The 18,268-nt window shown below is 62.1% G+C and carries 15 protein-coding genes and 1 pseudogene; 11 read left to right on the top strand and 5 right to left on the bottom strand.

The annotated features are described in order from the left end of the window. Nucleotide 1: 1 nt before the first annotated feature. The gene (locus DVR09_RS10375) at nt 2-1,024 is read right to left on the bottom strand and encodes a D-alanine--D-alanine ligase family protein (protein ID WP_115416863.1); all 1,023 of its coding nucleotides are present in this window, start codon (nt 1,022-1,024) and stop codon (nt 2-4) included. Between the two features lie 144 nt (nt 1,025-1,168). On the opposite strand from DVR09_RS10375, the gene DVR09_RS10370 reads away from it, so the two are divergent. Beyond that, nucleotides 1,169-1,798 carry a class I SAM-dependent methyltransferase gene (locus tag DVR09_RS10370; RefSeq protein ID WP_115416862.1) on the top strand — a complete coding sequence of 210 codons (630 nt, stop codon included), beginning with the start codon at nt 1,169-1,171 and terminating at the stop codon, nt 1,796-1,798. A gap of 42 nt (nt 1,799-1,840) precedes the next feature. On the opposite strand, the gene DVR09_RS10365 is transcribed toward DVR09_RS10370, so the two are convergent. Then, nucleotides 1,841-4,633, bottom strand: a complete 2,793-nt coding sequence (locus DVR09_RS10365) for an Rne/Rng family ribonuclease (protein ID WP_115416861.1) — start codon at nt 4,631-4,633, stop codon at nt 1,841-1,843. Between the two features lie 441 nt (nt 4,634-5,074). Between DVR09_RS10365 and DVR09_RS10360 the strand changes: the two genes are divergently transcribed. The 6 genes from DVR09_RS10360 to DVR09_RS10335 all read left to right on the top strand — a co-directional run bounded on the left by DVR09_RS10360 (nt 5,075) and on the right by DVR09_RS10335 (nt 12,340). Further along, a complete protein-coding gene (locus DVR09_RS10360) occupies nt 5,075-5,947 on the top strand; it encodes an N-acetylmuramoyl-L-alanine amidase family protein (RefSeq protein ID WP_369692523.1) in 873 nt (290 codons plus the stop codon). A gap of 63 nt (nt 5,948-6,010) precedes the next feature. Next, nucleotides 6,011-8,509 carry a penicillin-binding protein 1A gene (locus DVR09_RS10355; RefSeq protein WP_115416860.1) on the top strand — a complete coding sequence of 833 codons (2,499 nt, stop codon included), beginning with the start codon at nt 6,011-6,013 and terminating at the stop codon, nt 8,507-8,509. 83 nt (nt 8,510-8,592) lie between these two features. Beyond that, nucleotides 8,593-9,720, top strand: a complete 1,128-nt coding sequence (prfB, locus tag DVR09_RS10350; RefSeq protein WP_115416859.1) for a peptide chain release factor 2 — start codon at nt 8,593-8,595, stop codon at nt 9,718-9,720. 17 nt (nt 9,721-9,737) lie between these two features. Next, nucleotides 9,738-10,472 carry a class I SAM-dependent methyltransferase gene (locus DVR09_RS10345; RefSeq protein WP_370459125.1) on the top strand — a complete coding sequence of 245 codons (735 nt, stop codon included), beginning with the start codon at nt 9,738-9,740 and terminating at the stop codon, nt 10,470-10,472. Between the two features lie 3 nt (nt 10,473-10,475). Further along, nucleotides 10,476-11,882 carry an NAD(P)H-dependent flavin oxidoreductase gene (locus tag DVR09_RS10340; RefSeq protein ID WP_115416857.1) on the top strand — a complete coding sequence of 469 codons (1,407 nt, stop codon included), beginning with the start codon at nt 10,476-10,478 and terminating at the stop codon, nt 11,880-11,882. Between the two features lie 2 nt (nt 11,883-11,884). Continuing rightward, on the top strand, nt 11,885-12,340 hold the full coding sequence (locus DVR09_RS10335) for a GNAT family N-acetyltransferase (protein ID WP_115416856.1): 456 nt from the start codon (nt 11,885-11,887) through the stop codon (nt 12,338-12,340). A gap of 3 nt (nt 12,341-12,343) precedes the next feature. On the opposite strand, the gene DVR09_RS10330 is transcribed toward DVR09_RS10335, so the two are convergent. Next, nucleotides 12,344-13,360 carry a 2-hydroxyacid dehydrogenase gene (locus DVR09_RS10330; protein WP_115416855.1) on the bottom strand — a complete coding sequence of 339 codons (1,017 nt, stop codon included), beginning with the start codon at nt 13,358-13,360 and terminating at the stop codon, nt 12,344-12,346. 98 nt (nt 13,361-13,458) lie between these two features. Between DVR09_RS10330 and DVR09_RS10325 the strand changes: the two genes are divergently transcribed. Continuing rightward, nucleotides 13,459-13,926 carry an SH3 domain-containing protein gene (locus DVR09_RS10325; RefSeq protein ID WP_115416854.1) on the top strand — a complete coding sequence of 156 codons (468 nt, stop codon included), beginning with the start codon at nt 13,459-13,461 and terminating at the stop codon, nt 13,924-13,926. Between the two features lie 15 nt (nt 13,927-13,941). Here the strand turns inward: DVR09_RS10325 and DVR09_RS10320 are convergent, their stop codons facing one another. Continuing rightward, nucleotides 13,942-14,388 carry a hypothetical protein gene (locus DVR09_RS10320; RefSeq protein ID WP_115416853.1) on the bottom strand — a complete coding sequence of 149 codons (447 nt, stop codon included), beginning with the start codon at nt 14,386-14,388 and terminating at the stop codon, nt 13,942-13,944. 56 nt (nt 14,389-14,444) lie between these two features. Continuing rightward, nucleotides 14,445-15,641, bottom strand: a complete 1,197-nt coding sequence (locus DVR09_RS10315; RefSeq protein ID WP_115416852.1) for a thiolase family protein — start codon at nt 15,639-15,641, stop codon at nt 14,445-14,447. Nucleotides 15,642-15,746: 105 nt separating this feature from the next. Here DVR09_RS10315 and DVR09_RS10310 point away from each other — a divergent pair. The 3 genes and pseudogenes from DVR09_RS10310 (at nt 15,747) to DVR09_RS10300 (ending at nt 18,267) form a co-directional block, all read left to right on the top strand. Beyond that, nucleotides 15,747-17,176, top strand: a pseudogene (locus DVR09_RS10310) (coniferyl aldehyde dehydrogenase). A gap of 148 nt (nt 17,177-17,324) precedes the next feature. Continuing rightward, nucleotides 17,325-17,699 (top strand): NADH-quinone oxidoreductase subunit A, encoded by a 375-nt coding sequence (ndhC, locus tag DVR09_RS10305; protein ID WP_115416851.1) that lies wholly within the window; start codon nt 17,325-17,327, stop codon nt 17,697-17,699. A gap of 1 nt (nt 17,700) precedes the next feature. Next, nucleotides 17,701-18,267, top strand: a complete 567-nt coding sequence (locus DVR09_RS10300; RefSeq protein WP_174223741.1) for a NuoB/complex I 20 kDa subunit family protein — start codon at nt 17,701-17,703, stop codon at nt 18,265-18,267. Nucleotide 18,268 lies beyond the last annotated feature (1 nt).

The raw sequence follows: 18,268 nt of genomic DNA, 5'->3' as shown, positions 1-18,268 counted from the left end.
GTCAATGGGCTGCTGAGACGAGCCCCTGGCGCCGCCAGCTTTCCGCCAGCAGTGTTTCCAGCAAGTCCGCGTGGCTGAATCCGGCCTGCGCGGCGGCCTTGGCCATGACCTTTTCCGACCACAGGTTGCAGTTCAGATTGATCTCGATGAAATTTATGTCGCCGGTCTTGAGATCGAGGCGGAATTCGATCCGGCCGTAATCGAACGGGACGAATTCGCGCGCGACCTTCTTTGCCATCGCTTCGATTTTGGGGGCGATTTCGGGATCATCGAAGCGCTTGAGGGCGGCTTTCTCGGTGTTCTGCACGAGATCGCGCTTTTCGTAATAGGTCCACAGCCGTTGCGTGTCCTCGCGCTCGTACCATAGCATCGGAAGCGCAATCGGTTCGTCGTCCATCGTAATGAAGGCACACTGGACGTCGTAACCGTCAAGATAGGGCTCGACGATGGCATCGTGCCCTTCGGTGTGGATGTGCCACACGGCGTTGGCGACTTCGGTCCAGTCGTGGGCATCGGTGATCCCCCAGCTTGCCGAAGACGCGTTGGGCTTGATAACCCATCTTCCGGCATCTTTGGCGGGAAGGCTCTTTTCCAGAACCGGTGCTCCCCGACGATAGCAGAACCACGGTGCGGTCGGCACTCCGGCATGGTCACAGACGAGCTTCGATACCGATTTGTCGTCACCCAATCCGCGTAGAAAAGGCATGGCGCCAAGATAGGGAATGGCGTGCCTGTTGCACAGAATCGGGATCAGCATTTCGCTGTTCACGAAGCCCCCTCGATTAAGCAACGGGAACACGAAATCGACGTCCGGCTTTTCGAAGAGTACTTCATAGTGGTTGGCAAGCTCCAGATTGAGCCCCAGACCTTCCAGTGTCGTGCGTACTTCGTGGTGATATATCGCGTGGTTGCCGTCTTCGGGGTGCATCCCGCCGCCGAACAGGGCGTGCTTGGCCATGAACAGTGTGCGGATGCGCTGCTTGGCTTCTTCGGGAATGCGCATAGGTTCGATGCGAGTGTTCATGTAGACCCGTTGGTGGTGGTTTTGGCGCGCCTTTAGTCGCACGGCCCCGGCTCCACCAGAACTTTGTAGCGGACAAGTTAGCACTTGCTGTGCGCTGAAATGTCGATAGCGTCGGATTGTCGCGCAATCGGAGGGACTTGCTCGGTGGGATTGAGAAAATGGTACGATCGCCACGTGATGCCCCGCCTCGTGACGGCTGCTTGCGGCCAAGAGGGGATCGAGAAGCGCCGCCGTGAAGTTATTCCGCTTGCACAGGGAAGGGTTTTCGAAATCGGCTGTGGCGGCGGGTTCAACCAGGCGCTCTACGACAGCGACAAGGTGACCAGCTTTGCGGGGATCGATCCGCATGCGAAGCTGCTTGACGGTGCGCGCTTAAGGGCGCTGGCGAAGGGCTGGGAAACCGACATTCGTCAAGGGGTAGGCGAAGATATACCGTTCGCCGACGGGTCTTTCGACACGGTTGTCTGTACCTACACGCTATGTTCGGTCGACGATCCCGCGCGTGTTCTTTCGGAAATCCGCCGAATTCTCGCGCCGAGCGGGCAGTTGCTGTTCCTCGAGCACGGGCGTGCTCCAGATGCCGCGGTGGCGCGCTGGCAGGAACGGATAGAGCCGGTGTGGAGCCCGCTGGCCGGGGGATGCCACCTTAGCAGACCGATCGGCGCGTCGCTGCGCGGGGCGGGATTCGCGGTGGAGCCGCTGGGTCAGGCCTATCTGAAGAAAGCCCCCAGGATCATGGGCTGGATGGAATGGGGCGTGGCGCGCAAAGCCTGAGGGTCGGCGAACGGTTTTCGGTCCGCCAACCCTCTAATCGACCTATTCGTCGCCAAAAGTGCGCTGCCACCAGCCGCGCTTGGGCTTGGCGGGTTTGCCTGGTTCGGGGCTTTCCTCGGCCGCAGGCTCTGCCGCCGCCGCTGCCGCCGCCGCTGCCGCTGCCGCGTCGGGCTGGGGCGCCGGTTCCGGCTGGGGTACCGGTTCCGGCTGCGGCGCCGGTTCGGCTGACTTTTCCGCCGGAGCTTCGGCTACGGGCTTCTTCTTGCGCGGTGCGCGCTTCTTCGGTGCAGGTTTGGCTTCGTCCTCGCCTTTTGCCTCGTCCGTAGCTCCCGTTACGCTTTCCGGTTCTGCCTCCACCTTCTTTTTGCGCGGTGCGCGCTTTTTCGGTTTCGGTTTCTCGTTTTCTTCGCCGTCCGCGCTGCCGGTCTCGTCGGCTTTGGCCTTGGCTGCGTTATCGGCGTCCTTAGCTGCGGTATCGGCCTTCTTCTTGCGCGGTGCGCGCTTCTTGGGCTTGGGTTTTTCTTCCGCCTCGGCTGCAGCTTCCGCAGTTTCGGGTGAGTCCTCGGGACCGGCGACTACCGCCATGTCCTCGACAACCGCTTCGGAAACCTCCTCAAGCTTCTCAGCGTCTTCCGCAGTGACCTCGTCGGAATTCTTACCGCGTCCGCGTCCACCCCGGCGGCGGCCCCCACGGCGACGGCGCTTCTTGGGTTTGTCTTCGCCGCTTTCGTCATCATCGCCATCGTCGTTTTCCATGTCGTCAGCGAGATCGTCGGCGTCGTCCTGATCGCCGTCGTCATCGCGCTGGCGGTTCTTGTTGCGACCGCGACCACCGCGGCGCCGGCGGCGCTTCTTGCGCTGACGACCGTCCTCATCGCCGTCACCATCGTCGTCTTCGGCTTCCTCGACGATGTCCTCATCTTCCTCATCGTCGACGATGAGGTCGAATCTCGGGGCGTCCTTAGGCTTGGGGCCGTGGCTCGACACGGTCATCTTCGCACCTTCGTCCTCGCCCTCGGGGACGACTTCGACAGTTACGTGATAGCGCTGCTCGATTTCCATTAGGTCGGCGCGCTTTTCGTTGAGCAGATAAATCGCCGCTTCGGTGCTGGCACCGAGGCGGATGGTCGAACCCTTGCCCTTGGCCGCCTCGTCCTCGATCAGGCGCAGCGCGGAAAGGCCCGCGCTCGATGCGGTGCGGACAAGACCGGTGCCATCGCAGTGCGGGCAGTCGCGCGTGGTCGCCTCGAGCACGCCGGTGCGCAGGCGTTGGCGGCTCATTTCCATGAGGCCGAAGGAACTGATGCGGCCGACCTGGATGCGCGCGCGGTCGTTCTTGAGCGCTTCCTTCATCGCCTTCTCGACCTTGCGGGTGTTGGAGTGGTGCTCCTGATCGATAAAGTCGATGACGACGAGGCCAGCCATATCGCGCAGGCGCAGTTGGCGGGCGATCTCGCGCGCTGCTTCGAGATTCGTGTGCAGCGCGGTCTGCTCGATATTGTGCTCCTTGGTGGAGCGGCCCGAGTTGATATCGATCGACACCAGCGCTTCGGTCGGATTGATGACCAGATAGCCGCCCGATTTGAGCTGGACCACCGGATCGTACATCGCCTTGAGCTGATCTTCCGCACCGTAGCGCTGGAACAGTGGCACGGGGTCCGAATACTGCTTCACGCGCCGGGCATGGCTGGGCATCAGCAGCTTCATGAACTGCTTGGCCGATTTATAGCCATCCTCGCCCTCGACGATGACTTCCTCGATCTCGCGATTGTAGATGTCGCGGATGGCCCGTTTGATCAGATCGCTGTCCGAGTGGATCAAGGCAGGTGCCGAGGATGAGAGGGTGCGTTCGCGGATTTCGTCCCACAGCCGGGCGAGATAATCGAAGTCGCGCTTGATTTCGGTCTTGGTGCGGCTGAGGCCGGCGGTGCGCACGATCAAGCCCATGGTGCGCGGAAGGCTGAGAGCGGAGACGACCTGCTTGAGCCGTTTGCGGTCCGAAGCGCTCGAAATCTTGCGCGAAATGCCGCCGCCATGGCTGCTGTTGGGCATCAGGACCGTATAGCGGCCCGCAAGGCTGAGATAGGTCGTCAGCGCGGCGCCCTTGTTCCCGCGTTCTTCCTTGACGACCTGCACGAGCAGGACCTGGCGGCGCTGGATGACATCCTGGATCTTGTAGCGGCGACGCAGCGCCATGCGCTTGGCGCGCGCTTCGTCCACTTCCTTGGCCCGCGCGCGACCCTTGCCCTGGCGGCGATTGCGTCCGCGACGACCCCGGTCGCGCCCTTTGGGCCGTTCATCATCTTCGTCGATGCCTTCGTCTTCATCGGAATCTTCATCGTCCGACTCGTCATCGTCCTCGCGGTCGAGATGACCTTCCTCGATGGTAGCGACGTCGTCCTTATCGGATGTATCGACTTCCTCCAGCCCGTCTTCGGCCAGATCTTCGGCCAGCGCCTCGGCGCTTTCGTCATCGGCGTCGTATTCCTCGCCCGGCATTTCGCCGCGCTGCTCTTCCTCGTCGCGCAGGCGCTGCTCTTCCTCGGCAGCCTCGGCCTCCGCGGCCAGCAAGGCTTCGCGATCTTCCTTGGGAATCTGATAATAGTCGGGATGGATTTCACTGAAGGCGAGGAAACCGTGGCGATTACCGCCGAAATCGACAAAAGCCGCTTGCAGCGAGGGTTCGACCCGCGTGACTTTCGCCAGATAGATATTGCCTTTTATCTGCTTGTGATCGGCAGATTCGAAATCGAACTCCTCAATCCGATTGCCTTTGAGTACCGCCACCCGGGTTTCTTCCTGGTGGCGCGCATCGATAAGCATGCGCGTTGCCATTGATATTTCTCCAGCCGCGTCGGGGCAGGGCGAACCCTGCGTTTGCGCGGCGCATTACGTTGGAAATTCCGCGGCCCTGTCTGGGCATCGCGGTGTTTGCTAACCGGCCGTGTTCGCTCTGTAGGAAAGGCCGGGTATTCGTGACTGCGGGAGTAGCCCTGCGCATATTGGGCGCTGTCCGGCCCGACACGGCGGCATAGGCGGGAGCCTGTGCTGCTGTCGTCGGGGAAAAACGGGCCATGTCCGGCATCAACCTGTATTGTCTTGGGCCGTGACGGCTCTTGCCGCTATAGCCTGAAAAAGAACGGTTTTTCACGGTGACCCTCTTCGTCGCGGAATATTCGCGCCGATCGGAGGCATCGGAAAACCGGTACGATGTCGCTAGCACCGTGGGTTTCGCACGGCAACCATATTGCGTGATTGGATAACAAGGTCATAACCATGCGGGCGATGTCGATCCGTGCGCAAATCCTTTTGCTGCTGCTGTTGCCAGTGGCCTTGTGCGCAGCGCTTATTGCCACGGCCCAGCGGATTCCCGTACCCGCAATCGGCAGGGAATACGTTCTGCGGGTCAAACTTCCTCAGGCGGATGTTCCTGCGGCTCTACCGCAAATCGCGGGCCGGGAGGGTCTGCCCTTGGTGGTCATCGACCCCGGGCACGGGGGGCACGATCCGGGCGCATCGGGCCAGGGCTATCGCGAAAAGACCGTGGTGCTCGGCCTTGCCCGGGCTTTGCGCGACGAGCTTGAGCGGGAAGGAACCGTTCGCGTGGCACTGACCCGCGACGACGATCGCTATCTCCTTCACGCCGAAAGGATCGATATCGCGCGCCGCCTTGACGCGGATCTGTTTCTGTCCATCCATGCCGACAGCGCGGGCGATGCGGCCGAAGTAACCGGAGCGAGCATTTATACCCTCTCCAATGCGGCATCGAGCGAAGCGGCGGCGCGGTTTGCCGCGCGCGAGAATGCTTCCGACCGACTCAACGGCATCGACCTGGGGGGGCAGAGCGACACCGTGAGCACCATCCTCGTGGAGCTGTCGCAGCGGCGCACACAGGAACAATCGGATGAGTTCGCGCGACTGATCCGCCGCGAGGGGGAGGGTGCGATCCGCTTTCATCCCAGATCGCGCCACTCCGCAGCGCTCAAGGTGCTGCGCGCACCCGACGTACCCTCGGTTCTGTTCGAGAGCGGTTTCATAACCAACGAGGCCGATGCCCAGCGGCTTACATCCGTCGAAGGCCGCGCGCGTTTCGCCAAGGTGATGGCGCGCGCGATCCGCATCTATTTCGCGCGGCAGCAAGAAAGCTGACATCAGAACACTGTTCGTTCTGGCGATTTGCGGAAATGGCGTGCTAGAGGCTCGTGCAAGATCATGTCCGACGAACCCTCCCTGACCTATTACCGCTACCGCATCAGCCGCGATCCGAAGCGTCTGGTGGCGTGGTTCACCGATAATTGGGCGCATAACCGCAAGTTGCGTGCCGCGAGCTATATAGGGGGCTTCGCGGTTGTCACGCTGGTGCTGGCCTGGGCCACGCTCGGCCGCAATCTGCCCGATGCCGAATCGCTGCTCGAATACGAAACACCGCTACCCACCGTGGTACGCGGCATCGATGGCGAGATCGTTCATACCTATGCCCGCGAACGCCGTGTGCAGTTGCAATATGTGGATTTCCCGGAGCGGCTGATCGAGGCATATCTTTCGGCCGAGGACAAGACCTTCTTCAGCCATGGCGGCGTCGATATAACCGGCACTGCCAATGCGGTGATCGATTACGCCACCAAATTCGGATCGGGCGAACGCGCAGTCGGCGGCTCGACCATTACGCAGCAGGTCGCGAAGAACCTGCTGCTGGGCGACGAATATTCGGTGACCCGCAAGCTGAAGGAAATGATCCTTGCCACGCGCATCGAAAGCGTGCTGACCAAGCAGGAGATTCTGGAGCTTTATCTCAACGAAATTCCGCTCGGTCGTCGCAGCTTTGGCGTACAGGCGGCCGCGCGTGCTTATTTCGACAAGGATGTCGGCGATCTCGACCTGCACGAGATGGCCTTTCTTGCGATCCTGCCCAAGGCGCCTGAGCGTTATGGACGCGAGCGCCATCGCGACCTGGCGCTTGTTCGCCGAAATTTCGTGCTGGATCAGATGGTAGCCAACGGTTTCATCGGCGCGGACGAAGGGGCGGCGGCAAAGCGGTTGGACCTCGGGCTCGTGCGGCAGCGTAGCGAACGTTCCGCTGATGCGGGGTACTTTCTCGAGGAAGTGCGCCGCCAACTGATCGAAAAATTCGGAGAAACCGCCGACGATGGTCGCAACAGCGTCTATTCGGGGGGGCTATGGGTACGTACCTCGCTCGACACCGAGCTGCAGGATGCGGCCCGCGATGCGCTGCGCGCGCAGCTCCTCAGCTATCATGGCAACCGAGGTTTCACTGGCCCGATCGCGACGCTCAATCCGGATAATGGCGATCTGACAGCGCAGCTCGCGTCGTCCAATATCTCGATAAACTACGAGGATTGGCGTATCGGGGTGGTGACAGCGCCCGGCCGTGTCGGCTTCACCGATGGCGAGGAGCACCCCTTGTCGGGAGGGCCGTCGACACTCAAGGCCGGCGATGTGGTCGCTACCGTGAAATCGGGCAATGGTTACGCGATCCGCGGTGTTCCCGAGGTGTCGGGCGCTTTCCTGGCGGAAGCGCCGCAGACGGGGCGGATCCTTGCCATGCAGGGCGGATTCGATAGTCGCCTGGGCAGCTTCAACCGGGCCACACAGGCGCTGCGGCAGCCCGGCTCGACGATCAAGCCGTTCGTCTACGCCGCGGCGTTGGATCAGGGGATGACCCCGGCGACCCAGGTGCCCGACCAGACCTTCTGCGTCTGGCAGGGGGCAAATCTCGGCGAGAAATGCTTCCGCAACTTCGGTGGCGGTGGTGGCGGAGTGCACACCATGCGCTGGGGTCTGGAGCAGAGCCGCAATCTGATGACCGTTCACATCGCCGATGACGCCGGCATGGACAATGTCATCAAAACCATCGCTCGCCTCGGCATCGGCGAATACGAGCCTTACTATTCCTTTGCCCTGGGCGCGGGGGACACAACCGTTGCGCGCATGGTCAATGCCTATGCCGCGCTGGCCAATTGGGGGCGCCAGAACGAAGGATCGGTGATCGATTATGTTCAGGATCGCGACGGAAAAGTGATCTTCCGCACCGACACCCGCGATTGTTCGGGCTGCAATATGGAAGAGTGGGACGGCCAGCCGATGCCGCGCTTCGATGTCTCGGGCCGGCAGGTGATGGACCCGCGCACCGCGTTCCAGATGGTTCACATGCTACAGGGCGTGGTGACGCGGGGCACGGCGGTGCGCCTACGCAGCCTCGATCTGCCCCTGTTCGGGAAGACCGGGACGACCAATGGCCCGACCAATGCCTGGTTTGTGGGCGGTTCGCCCGAGATTATCGCGGGGATGTATGTCGGTTTCGACCAACCGCGCAATCTGGGCGGATGGGTGCAGGGCGGCAATACCGCCGCAACCATTATGAAGCGGTTCGTCGACGCGACGAAGGATCGCTGGACGGCAGAGGATTTCATCGCTCCGCCGGGCATTCGTATGGTCAAGATCGATCGCCGCAGCGGCAAGCGTGTATTCGATGGTAGGCCCTCCGACGAACCGACCGCCGCGATCATCTGGGAAGCCTTCAAGCCGGACACGGAACCGCCGCGCTCTACTCGCTCGGACGCTATTGCGGCCAAGCGCAACGAGATCCTCGAACTGATCCGGCGTGGCAGACAAGGCGCCACCAGCGCCGCCAATAGCGGCCGAGATGACGAGCCGAGCGACTTCGTCGAGGATCAGGGCGGAATTTACTGACGCGCGCGCCTGGCGGGCGCTGCACTTTACAATCCGCCCGCGCGCATTAGGGGCGGGATCAATCCCAAGCGAAGGAATTGTCTATGCGTGCCGAAGGGCAGGCCCACATCGAACGGATCGAAGCAGCGCTTTCGCTCGTGCGGCAGTCGCTCGACTGGGAACGCGCGCTGCGCCGCCTGGAAGAGCTCGATGCGCGTGTTCAGGATCCGACCTTGTGGGACGATCCCAAGCAGGCTCAGGCGATTACGCAAGAGCAGAAACGGCTCGAAACCGCGATCAACACTGTCCGCGAGATCGAAAGCGAGATGGCCGATGCCATCGAATTCGTCGAAATGGGCGAAGCCGAGAGCGACGCCGATGTCGAGCGCGAGGGCCTCGACACGCTGGCCCGTCTTGCCGAGCGGGCCGACCGCGACAAGGTCCAGGCGCTGTTGTCGGGCGAAGCGGACAGCTACGACACCTATCTTCAGATCAATGCCGGTGCAGGCGGAACGGAGAGCCAGGATTGGGCCGAAATGCTGCTGCGCATGTATGCTCGGTGGGCGGAACGGCGCGGCTTCAAGGTCGAAACGGTGGAATATGCCGCCGGAGACCAGGCCGGCATCAAGAGCGCGACGCTGCTGATCAAGGGCGAGAACGCCTATGGCTATGCCAAGACCGAAAGCGGCGTGCACCGACTGGTGCGGATCAGCCCCTACGATAGCTCCGCGCGCCGCCACACCAGCTTCAGCTCGGTGTGGGTTTATCCGGTGATCGACGACGATATCGATATCGAAATCAACCCCTCCGATCTCAAGATCGATACCTACCGCGCAAGCGGTGCGGGCGGGCAGCATGTCAACACGACCGATTCGGCGGTGCGTATCACCCACCAGCCGACCGGAATCGTCGTCGCCAGCCAGAACGACCGCAGCCAGCATAAAAACCGCGCCACCGCCATGAACATGCTGAAAGCGCGTCTGTTCGAGCGCGAAATGGCGGAACGCGAAGCAGCCGCCTCAGGCGAGTATCAGGAGAAGAGCGATATCGGGTGGGGGCACCAGATCCGCTCTTACGTCCTCCAGCCATACCAGATGGTGAAGGACCTGCGCACCGGTGTACAGTCGCCGACGCCCGACGACGTGCTCGATGGTGCGCTCGACCCTTTCATTTCGGCGGCGCTGGCGCAGCGCGTAACGGGCGAGACCGTCGAGGTGGAGGACGAGGATTGAGGCGCCGGTTCGCCTTGATATCTATCTTTGCACTGCTCGCGGCGTGCAATGGCGAGGTGATCGGCGGTGACGAAACACCGCGCTTTCCGGAACCCGATCGCCCGGTTTCCAAGGTGGGTTCCAACCAGTTTTCAACCGAAGACCAGCGCGACAGCCGAGGCGAGGCGAAAACGGTCATGGATCTCGCGCAAATCGCCGAAGGCATGACTGTGGCCGATATCGGCGCGGGCAATGGGTACTATACCGTGCGGCTTGCCGAACGGGTGGGCGAGACCGGGCGGGTTCTCGCGCAGGACATCGACAGCGCGGCGCTCAGTCGCCTTGGTCGCAGGATCGAGCGCTATCGACTGGAAAATGTATCGATCCGCCTTGGCGAATTTGCCGATCCCAAACTGCCGGCCAACAGCTTCGATCGCATTTTCATGGTTCATATGTATCACGAGATCGAACAGCCTTACGAATTTCTCTGGCGAATGTGGCCGGCCTTGCGCGATGGCGGGCAGGTGGTGGTGGTCGATATCGACCGCCCGACCGACCGCCATGGGATCGATCCCCTGCTACTGAGCTGCGAATTCGAGGCAGCGGGGTACGAGCTGGTTGCCTTCAAGGATGCGCCCGAATTGGCCGGGTACTATGCACAGTTCAAGGCAGCCGCTACGAGGCCCAAGCCTGGAGAGATAGAGCCCTGCCGCGGCGATCGCGCTGCGCTGGGCGAGGGGGCTGAGATCCCCGGCAAGAAAGAGAAAGCATAATATATGAGTTTCAAGGGTCTCGAGCCGATCACCTATGGCGGCAAGGAAGTCTGGCCGCTGGTCGAAGGCGGCAAGGGCGTTTCGGCCACAAATCATATGAGTTCCGGCGCCTGGGCGGCCGCTGGGGGTATCGGCACGGTCAGCGCGGTCAATGCCGACAGCTATGACGAGGACGGCAACCCGATCCCGCAGGTCTATCCGCAGGCCACCCGCAAGGAGCGTTTCGAGCAGCTCGTGCGCTACGGCATCGATGGCGGCACCGAACAGGTCAAGCGCGCGCACGATATCGCGGGCGGCAAGGGCGCGATCAACATCAACGTGCTGTGGGAAATGGGTGGCGCACAGCAGGTGCTGGAGGGCATCCTCGAAAACTGCCCCGGCCTCGTGACCGGCGTCACCTGCGGCGCGGGCATGCCTTATAAGCTCGCCGAGATCGCGGCGCGGCACAATGTTCATTATTTGCCGATCATCTCCTCCGCCCGCGCCTTTCGCGCGCTGTGGAAGCGCAGCTATTCGAAGGTGCCCGAGCTGATGGCCGCCGTGGTCTATGAAGATCCCTGGCTGGCGGGCGGTCACAACGGACTGTCCAACGCCGAGGACCCGACCAAGCCGGAAGATCCCTATCCGCGTGTGAAGGCGCTGCGCGAGACGATGCGCAAGGAAGGCGTTTCGGAGGAAACCGGCATCGTCATGGCCGGCGGTGTGTGGTTCCTGCGCGAATGGGAAAACTGGATCGACAACCCCGAACTCGGCAAGGTGCTTTTCCAATTCGGCACCCGCCCGCTGCTGACGCAGGAAAGCCCGATCCCGCAGGTCTGGAAGGATATGCTGCGCACGGTCGAACCGGGCGATGTCTTGCTGCACAAGTTCAGCCCGACAGGGTTCTATTCGAGCGCGGTAAAAACGCCGTTCCTCTATGATCTGATGCACCGCAGCGAACGTCAGATTCCGATCTTCAAACGCGATGAGGAAGAGGGCACCATCCCGTTGATGGATCACGGCAAGGCGAAATACTATTTCGTCCACCCCGGCGATCAGCGCAAAGCGCAGGCTTGGATGCATGAAGGCTTTACCGAAGCGCTCAAGACCCCCGATAGTACCGTGGTTTTCGTCACTCCCGAAAGCGCCGAGCAGATCCGGGCGGACCAGCAGGGTTGCATGGGCTGCCTGTCGCACTGCCAGTTTTCGAGCTGGAAAGATCATGACGATCACACCACCGGCCGCCTCGCCGACCCGCGAAGCTTCTGCATCCAGAAGACGCTTCAGGACATCGCCCATGGCGGTGATCCTGACGAGAACCTCGCCTTCGCCGGTCACGCGGCCTACCGCTTCAAGCAGGACCCGTTCTACTCGAACAACTTCACCCCGACGGTGAAGGAACTGGTCGAGCGGATTTTGACGGGGGATTGAGGATGGAGATCGGCATCGCCAGCCTTGCCGATGCCGATATAAGGGAACTCGTCACGCGCCACCAGCGGCTGATGTATCAGGCATCGCCGCCGGGGACTTCTTTCGCGCTCGATTTGTCCGGCTTGGACCGGACCGATGTCACCGTGTTCGAGGCGCGCGAGGGCGACTCGCTGATGGGAATCGGTGCGCTGATGGAGCTTTCCGCCGATGCAGGCGAGATCAAGTCGATGCGCACCGAAGGCAGCGCTCTGCGCAGAGGCGTAGGGCAGGCACTGCTCGATCGGATCGATGCGACTGCGAGGGAGCGCGGCTACTCGCGCCTTCTGCTAGAGACAGGGACCGGCGAGGCCTTCGAACCCGCCAATCGCCTTTATCTGCGTAACGGCTTCACGCGCTGCGGCGCGTTCGGCGATTACACCGAGACCGAATTCAATATCTTCTACGAAAAGGCTCTCTGAGCCTTAGCCGAGGCCGGTCAGTACCTGGTCGGGCGGCCGGTGACCGTCGGCCCACATACGGATATTGGCGATAACCTTGAGGCCGCTCTCCTCGCGGCCCTCGCGCGTCGCGCTGCCGATGTGGGGCAGCGTCATTACGTTGGGATGGCGGATCAGGCGGCGGTCGACATTGGGTTCGTCGGGATAGACGTCGAGCCCCGCCCCTGCGAGCTTGCCGCTCTCCAGCGCCGCGATCAGCGCATCCTGGTCGACAAGATCGCCGCGCGCGGTGTTGATGAGGCTCGCGCCGTTCTTCATCAGGTCGATCCGCCGTGCATCGATCATATGGTGCGTATTCGGCCCGGCAGGACAATGAAGGGTGAGAATATCGGCCTTTCCCATCAATTCGTCGAGGCTTTCGACCCAGCGGGCGTGGAACATGCGCTCCACCGCTTCGGGCAGGCGCTTGCGGTTGTGATAGGCGATTTCGAGCCCGAAGGCGCGCGCGCGGTGTGCCACCGCCTGCCCGATGCGCCCCATGCCGACGATACCCAGCACCTTGCCCGCCAGCTTGGTGCCGAGCAACGCGGTCGGCGTCCATCCGGTCCACTTTCCGCTGCGGATCAATTCCACACCCTCGCGAATGCGGCGGGGAACTCCGATGATCCCGGCCATGGTGAGATCGGCGGTATCGTCGGTGAACACGCCCGGCGTATTGGACACGATGATGTGCCGGTCGGCAGCGGCATTCAGATCGATGTGCTCGGTCCCGGCACCGAAATTGGCGATCAGACCGAGATCTTCACCGGCACTTGCAATCATGTCCGCATCGATCAGGTCGGTGACGGTAGGGACCAGCACGTCGCAATCCTGCATCGCCTCGATCAGTTGCTCGCGCTCGAGCGGCACATCCTCCGGGTTGAGGCGCACGTCGAATAGCTCGCCCATTCGGTCCTCGACACTTGGCATCAGGTGGCGTGTGACGAACACGCGCGGGGTGCGGTCAAGGCGTTTGGCGGGGCGGATATCGGAACGTTCCATGCGGGAACGATCGCTAGGACGCGGGGAGGGGAGCGGTCAAGGATTCGGATGCGCGAAGAGCGTTGACTGTTCACGGTCTATAGTCGATTCAGCTGGCCATGTTTACGCGCCTTTTCATACTTTTCCTTCTGTTCGTTGGCTTGGCTGGGCCGGGCCACGCACAGGATCGCGAAGTGCCCTATTGGGCAAGTATCCGGGCCAGCGTGCTCAACATGCGCGTGGGTCCGAGCGCCGATTACAAGATCGACTGGGTTTATCGCCGCCCCGGCCTGCCGGTAAAAGTCCTGCGCCTGATGGAGGGCTGGCGACTGATCGAAGACCCGGATGGCGCGCGGGGCTGGGTGGTTGCCCGCCTGTTGAGTCCGGAGCGCGCCGCGATTGTTACCGGCGAGGGCCTGGCGGATATGCGCGCGGATGGGGATGACGGCGCACCGCTCAAATGGCGAGTCGAGCCCGGCGTGGTCGGGGCATTGGGCGATTGCGCCGATGAATGGTGCGAGTTTGTTGTCGGAAACCGCCAGGGCTTTGTTCGCGAATCGCGCCTGTGGGGTGCCGGCGAGCCGTAGCGCTGCTTCTACAGGCTATTCCGCCGGATCCGCCTCGGTCGTTGCCGGTGGGGCTGTGTCGGCACGGTCCGGATCGAGCTTGCGCACGGTCGACTGGACCGTGCCGTCCGCGTCTTGCATTTCGAAGGCTCCGTCTTCGCCCGGTTCGCCGCCCGAATAGCATTCTTCGCCCAGTTGGCCTTCGGGATCGAAGCACATTCGGCCATTCTCGCCGATGCGCCATGCTCCGCCACCGGTGCGCGCACCCTCGGGGGTGGTTTCGACATAAGTGCCATCGGCATTGATCGTCTGCAGGACAACGGTCCCATCGGCCATGGCAATCTCGTAAGTGCCCGAGATATCGCCCATAGCGGTACTGTCGAGCTCCGCTTCGACCGGTTCGATCGCTTCGTCCGTGTCCTCGGCCCCTCCGCAGGCGGCCAGTGCCGCACTGGCCGCCGCGAGGAAAAATATGGTCTTCATGGCAAACTCCCTGTCCCTGTAGCTGGCGCGTTCGGGCAGGGAGGCTGCCCGCCGCATCAAACGAGTTCGACCGCCACGGCGGTTGCCTCGCCGCCGCCAATGCACAGCGACGCAATACCACGTTTCTTACCCTGGTTCTTGAGCGCGTTGAGCAGTGTCACGATGATACGCGTACCGCTGGCACCGATCGGGTGGCCGAGCGCGGTGCCGCCGCCGTTCACGTTGATCTTTTCATGCGGGATGCCGATGTCGCGCATGGCGAACATGGCCACGCAGGCGAAGGCCTCGTTCACTTCCCATAGGTCGACCTCGTCGGCAGACCAGCCCGCCTTGTCGAGCACTTTCTCGATAGCGCCGATCGGGGCAATTGTGAATTCCGAAGGCTCCTGTGCGTGGGCGGCCATGGCGACGATCTTGGCGACCGGCTCCTGCCCGTTCTCCTTCGCAACGCTCTCGCGCGTCAGCACCACGGCCGCCGCGCCATCCGAGATCGACGAGGAGGTCGCTGCGGTAATCGTACCGTCCTTGGCGAAGGCCGGGCGCAGCTGCGGGATTTTGTCGGGGCGACCCTTGCCGGGCTGCTCGTCATGCTCAACCGTTACATCGCCCTTGCGGGTGGAGAAGGTGACCGGCACGACTTCACCATCGAAGGCGCCGCTTTCGATCGCGGCATTGGCGCGGCGGAGCGATTCGATCGAGTAATCGTCCATCTCCTCGCGCGTCATCTGGTAATCATTGGCGGTGTCCTGGGCGAAGGTGCCCATCGCGCGGCCTTCCTCATAAGCGTCTTCGAGACCGTCGAGGAACATGTGGTCGTAGGTCGTGTCATGGCCGAGCCGTGCGCCCGAGCGGTGCTTCTTGAGCAGGTAAGGCGCGTTGGTCATGCTTTCCATGCCGCCCGCGACGACATAGTCGATCGTGCCGCTGGCAAGCGCTTCTGCCCCCATGATCACCGTCTGCATGCCGCTGCCGCAGACCTTGTTGACCGTGGTCGCCTGAACCGATTTGGGCAGGCCTGCCTTGATCGAGGCCTGACGGGCAGGGGCCTGGCCGAGACCCGCGGGCAGCACGCAGCCCATATAAGTGCGGTCGAACTTGTCGGGCGCGACGCCCGAACGTTCGACTGCCGCCTTGACCGCCGTCGCCCCGAGATCGGTTGCCGAGACATCGGCGAGGGCGCCCTGCATGCCGCCCATCGGAGTACGGGCGTAGGACAGGATGACGACGGGATCGGATGCGCTGAACTGGGTCATGCTTGTGCTGGTCCTTCTGTTCTGGAATATCGGTTGCCGAAGGCGACCTATCTGGCTGCCCAACATCCTAGTGCTGCATTGCAGCAAGATCAAACGGAGAGAGCAATGGCGGACGAACGGAAAAGCGAAATGGATGCCGTGATGCGCAAGCAGCGGGCCGCCCACCACCAGATGCGCCCCGAGCCGATGGCGCTGCGCAAGGACCGGATCGAGCGCGCAATGAAGCTGCTCACGGACCATGGCGAGGACCTGTGCAAGGTGATGGCCGCCGATTTCGGCAACCGCTCGCCCCACCAGTCGATGATTACCGACATCGCGGGGACCGTTAAGTTCGGCAGATATTGCCTCAAACACATGGACAAGTGGGCGAGGGCGGAAAAACGTCATGTCCAGTTCCCGCTCGGCCTGCTCGGCGCGAAGGCCGAGGTGCGCTACGAACCCAAGGGTGTCGTCGGGATCCTCAGCCCGTGGAACTTCCCGGTAAATCTTGCCTTTGGCCCGCTGATGCAGATTTTCGCTGCCGGCAATCGCGCAATGATCAAGCCGAGTGAATTTACCGAGAAAACCAGCCTGCTGACTAAGGAACTGGTGGAAGAGTATTTCACCCCCGATGAATGTGCGGTCTTCACCGGCGGCCCGGAAGTCGCGGCGGCTTTCAGCGAGCTGCCCTTCGATCACCTGATCTTTACCGGCTCGACCGCCACAGGTCGCAAGGTCATGGAAGCAGCGGCGAAGAACCTCGTGCCCGTCACGCTCGAACTCGGCGGCAAGTCGCCGGTCTTCATGGGCGAAAGTGCCGATTTCGCCAAGGCGGGCGAACGCGTTGCGTTGGGCAAGATGCTGAATGCGGGTCAGATTTGCCTCGCACCCGACTACCTGTACGTCCCCGAAAGCAAGCAGGACGAGGCGATTCATGGCGTGTGGCAGGGCACCGCCAACATGTATCCGACGCTGCTCGACAACGAAGACTATGCCAGCGTCGTGACCGATCGCCACTTCGACCGTCTGCAGGAACTGGTGGCCGATGCGCGCGACAAGGGGGCGGAGGTGATCGAGGTCAATCCGGGCAACGAGGATTTCGGGGCACCAACGCCCGAAAGATGCCGTTGACGATCCTCAAGAATGTCACCGAGGACATGAAGGCGATGCAGGAGGAGATTTTCGGCCCCGTCCTGCCGGTCAAGACCTACGGTCATATCGATGAAGCCATCGAATATGTGAATGAGCACGATCGTCCGCTCGGGCTGTATTATTTTGGCCAGGATTCGAACGAGCGCGAGAAGGTTCTGACCAAGACGATCAGCGGCGGTGTGACCGTGAACGACGTGATTTTCCACGTTTCGATGGAAGATCTGCCGTTCGGCGGTGTCGGCCCCTCTGGCATGGGTAGCTACCACGGCGTGGAGGGCTTCCGCGAATTCAGCCATGCGCGCAGCGTCTATACCCAGCCCAAGATCGACGTAGCCAAGCTGGGCGGGTTCAAGCCGCCCTATGGTCCGGCGACGGAAAAAGCCGTCAAGACGATGATGAGATAGCGATAATGGAGGCCCTTGCCTTCGGGCGGGGCCTCCAACTGGGGAGCATAGCGGTTTGTGCGGGAATTGGGCCATCCGCACCCTTGCACCATACGGGCGAGCGGCCTAGAGGCGGGCGCGAACCAAGCCCGACGCCTAGGAATCATTCGTGGTCGACCTCGAACAATACCTGCCCATCCTGATCTTCCTGTTCATCGCTGTGGGCCTCTCGGCGCTTTTCGTGTTCCTGCCGATGGGCGTTTCACGGCTCACGGGTGCGCACAAACCCGATGCGGAAAAGCTCAGCGAGTATGAATGCGGCTTCCCGGCGTTCGAAGAGCCGCGCAGCCAATTCGATGTGAAATTCTATCTCGTCGCGATCAGCTTTCTGCTATTCGACCTGGAGGCTTCCTTTCTCTTTCCATGGGCGGTGAGCCTCGAATACACCGGGTGGACCGGTTGGATCGCCATGATGATCTTCCTGGGCATCCTGGCTATCGGCCTGGCCTATGAATGGAAGATGGGCGCGCTGGACTGGGACTGACATGAGCACTTCTACCATCATCACCCCGCCTCAGAGCGTCCCCGCCGCGCAAGGCGGCGAGGTGCGCCAGCCCGATGCGGATTATTTCAACGCCCTACAGACCGAAGTGAACGACAAGGGGTTCCTCGTCACTTCGACCGAGGATCTGTTCCAATGGGCGCGGACCGGATCGCTGTGGTGGATGACCTTCGGCCTTGCCTGCTGCGCGGTGGAGATGATCCACGTCAACATGCCGCGCTACGATATGGAGCGTTTCGGCGTCGCGCCGCGTGCCTCGCCGCGGCAGTCGGATGTGATGATCGTCGCCGGCACACTGTGCAACAAAATGGCTCCGGCGCTGCGCAAGGTTTACGACCAGATGTCGGAACCGAAATACGTCATCTCGATGGGGAGCTGCGCCAATGGCGGCGGCTATTACCATTACAGCTATTCGGTGGTGCGTGGCTGCGACCGCATCGTGCCGGTGGACATCTACGTTCCCGGTTGCCCTCCGACCGCCGAGGCGTTGCTCTACGGCGTGATGCAGCTGCAGCGGAAAATCCGCCGCGTGGGCACGATCGAAAGGTAAG

Source organism: Erythrobacter aureus, from assembly GCF_003355455.1.
Classification (GTDB): domain Bacteria; phylum Pseudomonadota; class Alphaproteobacteria; order Sphingomonadales; family Sphingomonadaceae; genus Qipengyuania; species Qipengyuania aurea.
This window is presented reverse-complemented; position numbering and strand designations above follow the sequence as displayed.

Excerpts from the sequence above, each read along its gene's own strand:
- DVR09_RS10375 (WP_115416863.1), bottom strand. The coding sequence starts at position 1,024 with ATGAACACTCGCATCGAACCTATGCGCATTCCCGAAGAAGCCAAGCAG.
- DVR09_RS10365 (WP_115416861.1), bottom strand. The coding sequence starts at position 4,633 with ATGGCAACGCGCATGCTTATCGATGCGCGCCACCAGGAAGAAACCCGG.
- DVR09_RS10360 (WP_369692523.1), top strand. The coding sequence starts at position 5,075 with ATGCGGGCGATGTCGATCCGTGCGCAAATCCTTTTGCTGCTGCTGTTG.
- DVR09_RS10355 (WP_115416860.1), top strand. The coding sequence starts at position 6,011 with ATGTCCGACGAACCCTCCCTGACCTATTACCGCTACCGCATCAGCCGC.
- prfB (WP_115416859.1), top strand. The coding sequence starts at position 8,593 with ATGCGTGCCGAAGGGCAGGCCCACATCGAACGGATCGAAGCAGCGCTT.
- DVR09_RS10340 (WP_115416857.1), top strand. The coding sequence starts at position 10,476 with ATGAGTTTCAAGGGTCTCGAGCCGATCACCTATGGCGGCAAGGAAGTC.
- DVR09_RS10335 (WP_115416856.1), top strand. The coding sequence starts at position 11,885 with ATGGAGATCGGCATCGCCAGCCTTGCCGATGCCGATATAAGGGAACTC.
- DVR09_RS10330 (WP_115416855.1), bottom strand. The coding sequence starts at position 13,360 with ATGGAACGTTCCGATATCCGCCCCGCCAAACGCCTTGACCGCACCCCG.
- DVR09_RS10325 (WP_115416854.1), top strand. The coding sequence starts at position 13,459 with ATGTTTACGCGCCTTTTCATACTTTTCCTTCTGTTCGTTGGCTTGGCT.
- DVR09_RS10320 (WP_115416853.1), bottom strand. The coding sequence starts at position 14,388 with ATGAAGACCATATTTTTCCTCGCGGCGGCCAGTGCGGCACTGGCCGCC.
- DVR09_RS10315 (WP_115416852.1), bottom strand. The coding sequence starts at position 15,641 with ATGACCCAGTTCAGCGCATCCGATCCCGTCGTCATCCTGTCCTACGCC.
- DVR09_RS10300 (WP_174223741.1), top strand. The coding sequence starts at position 17,701 with ATGAGCACTTCTACCATCATCACCCCGCCTCAGAGCGTCCCCGCCGCG.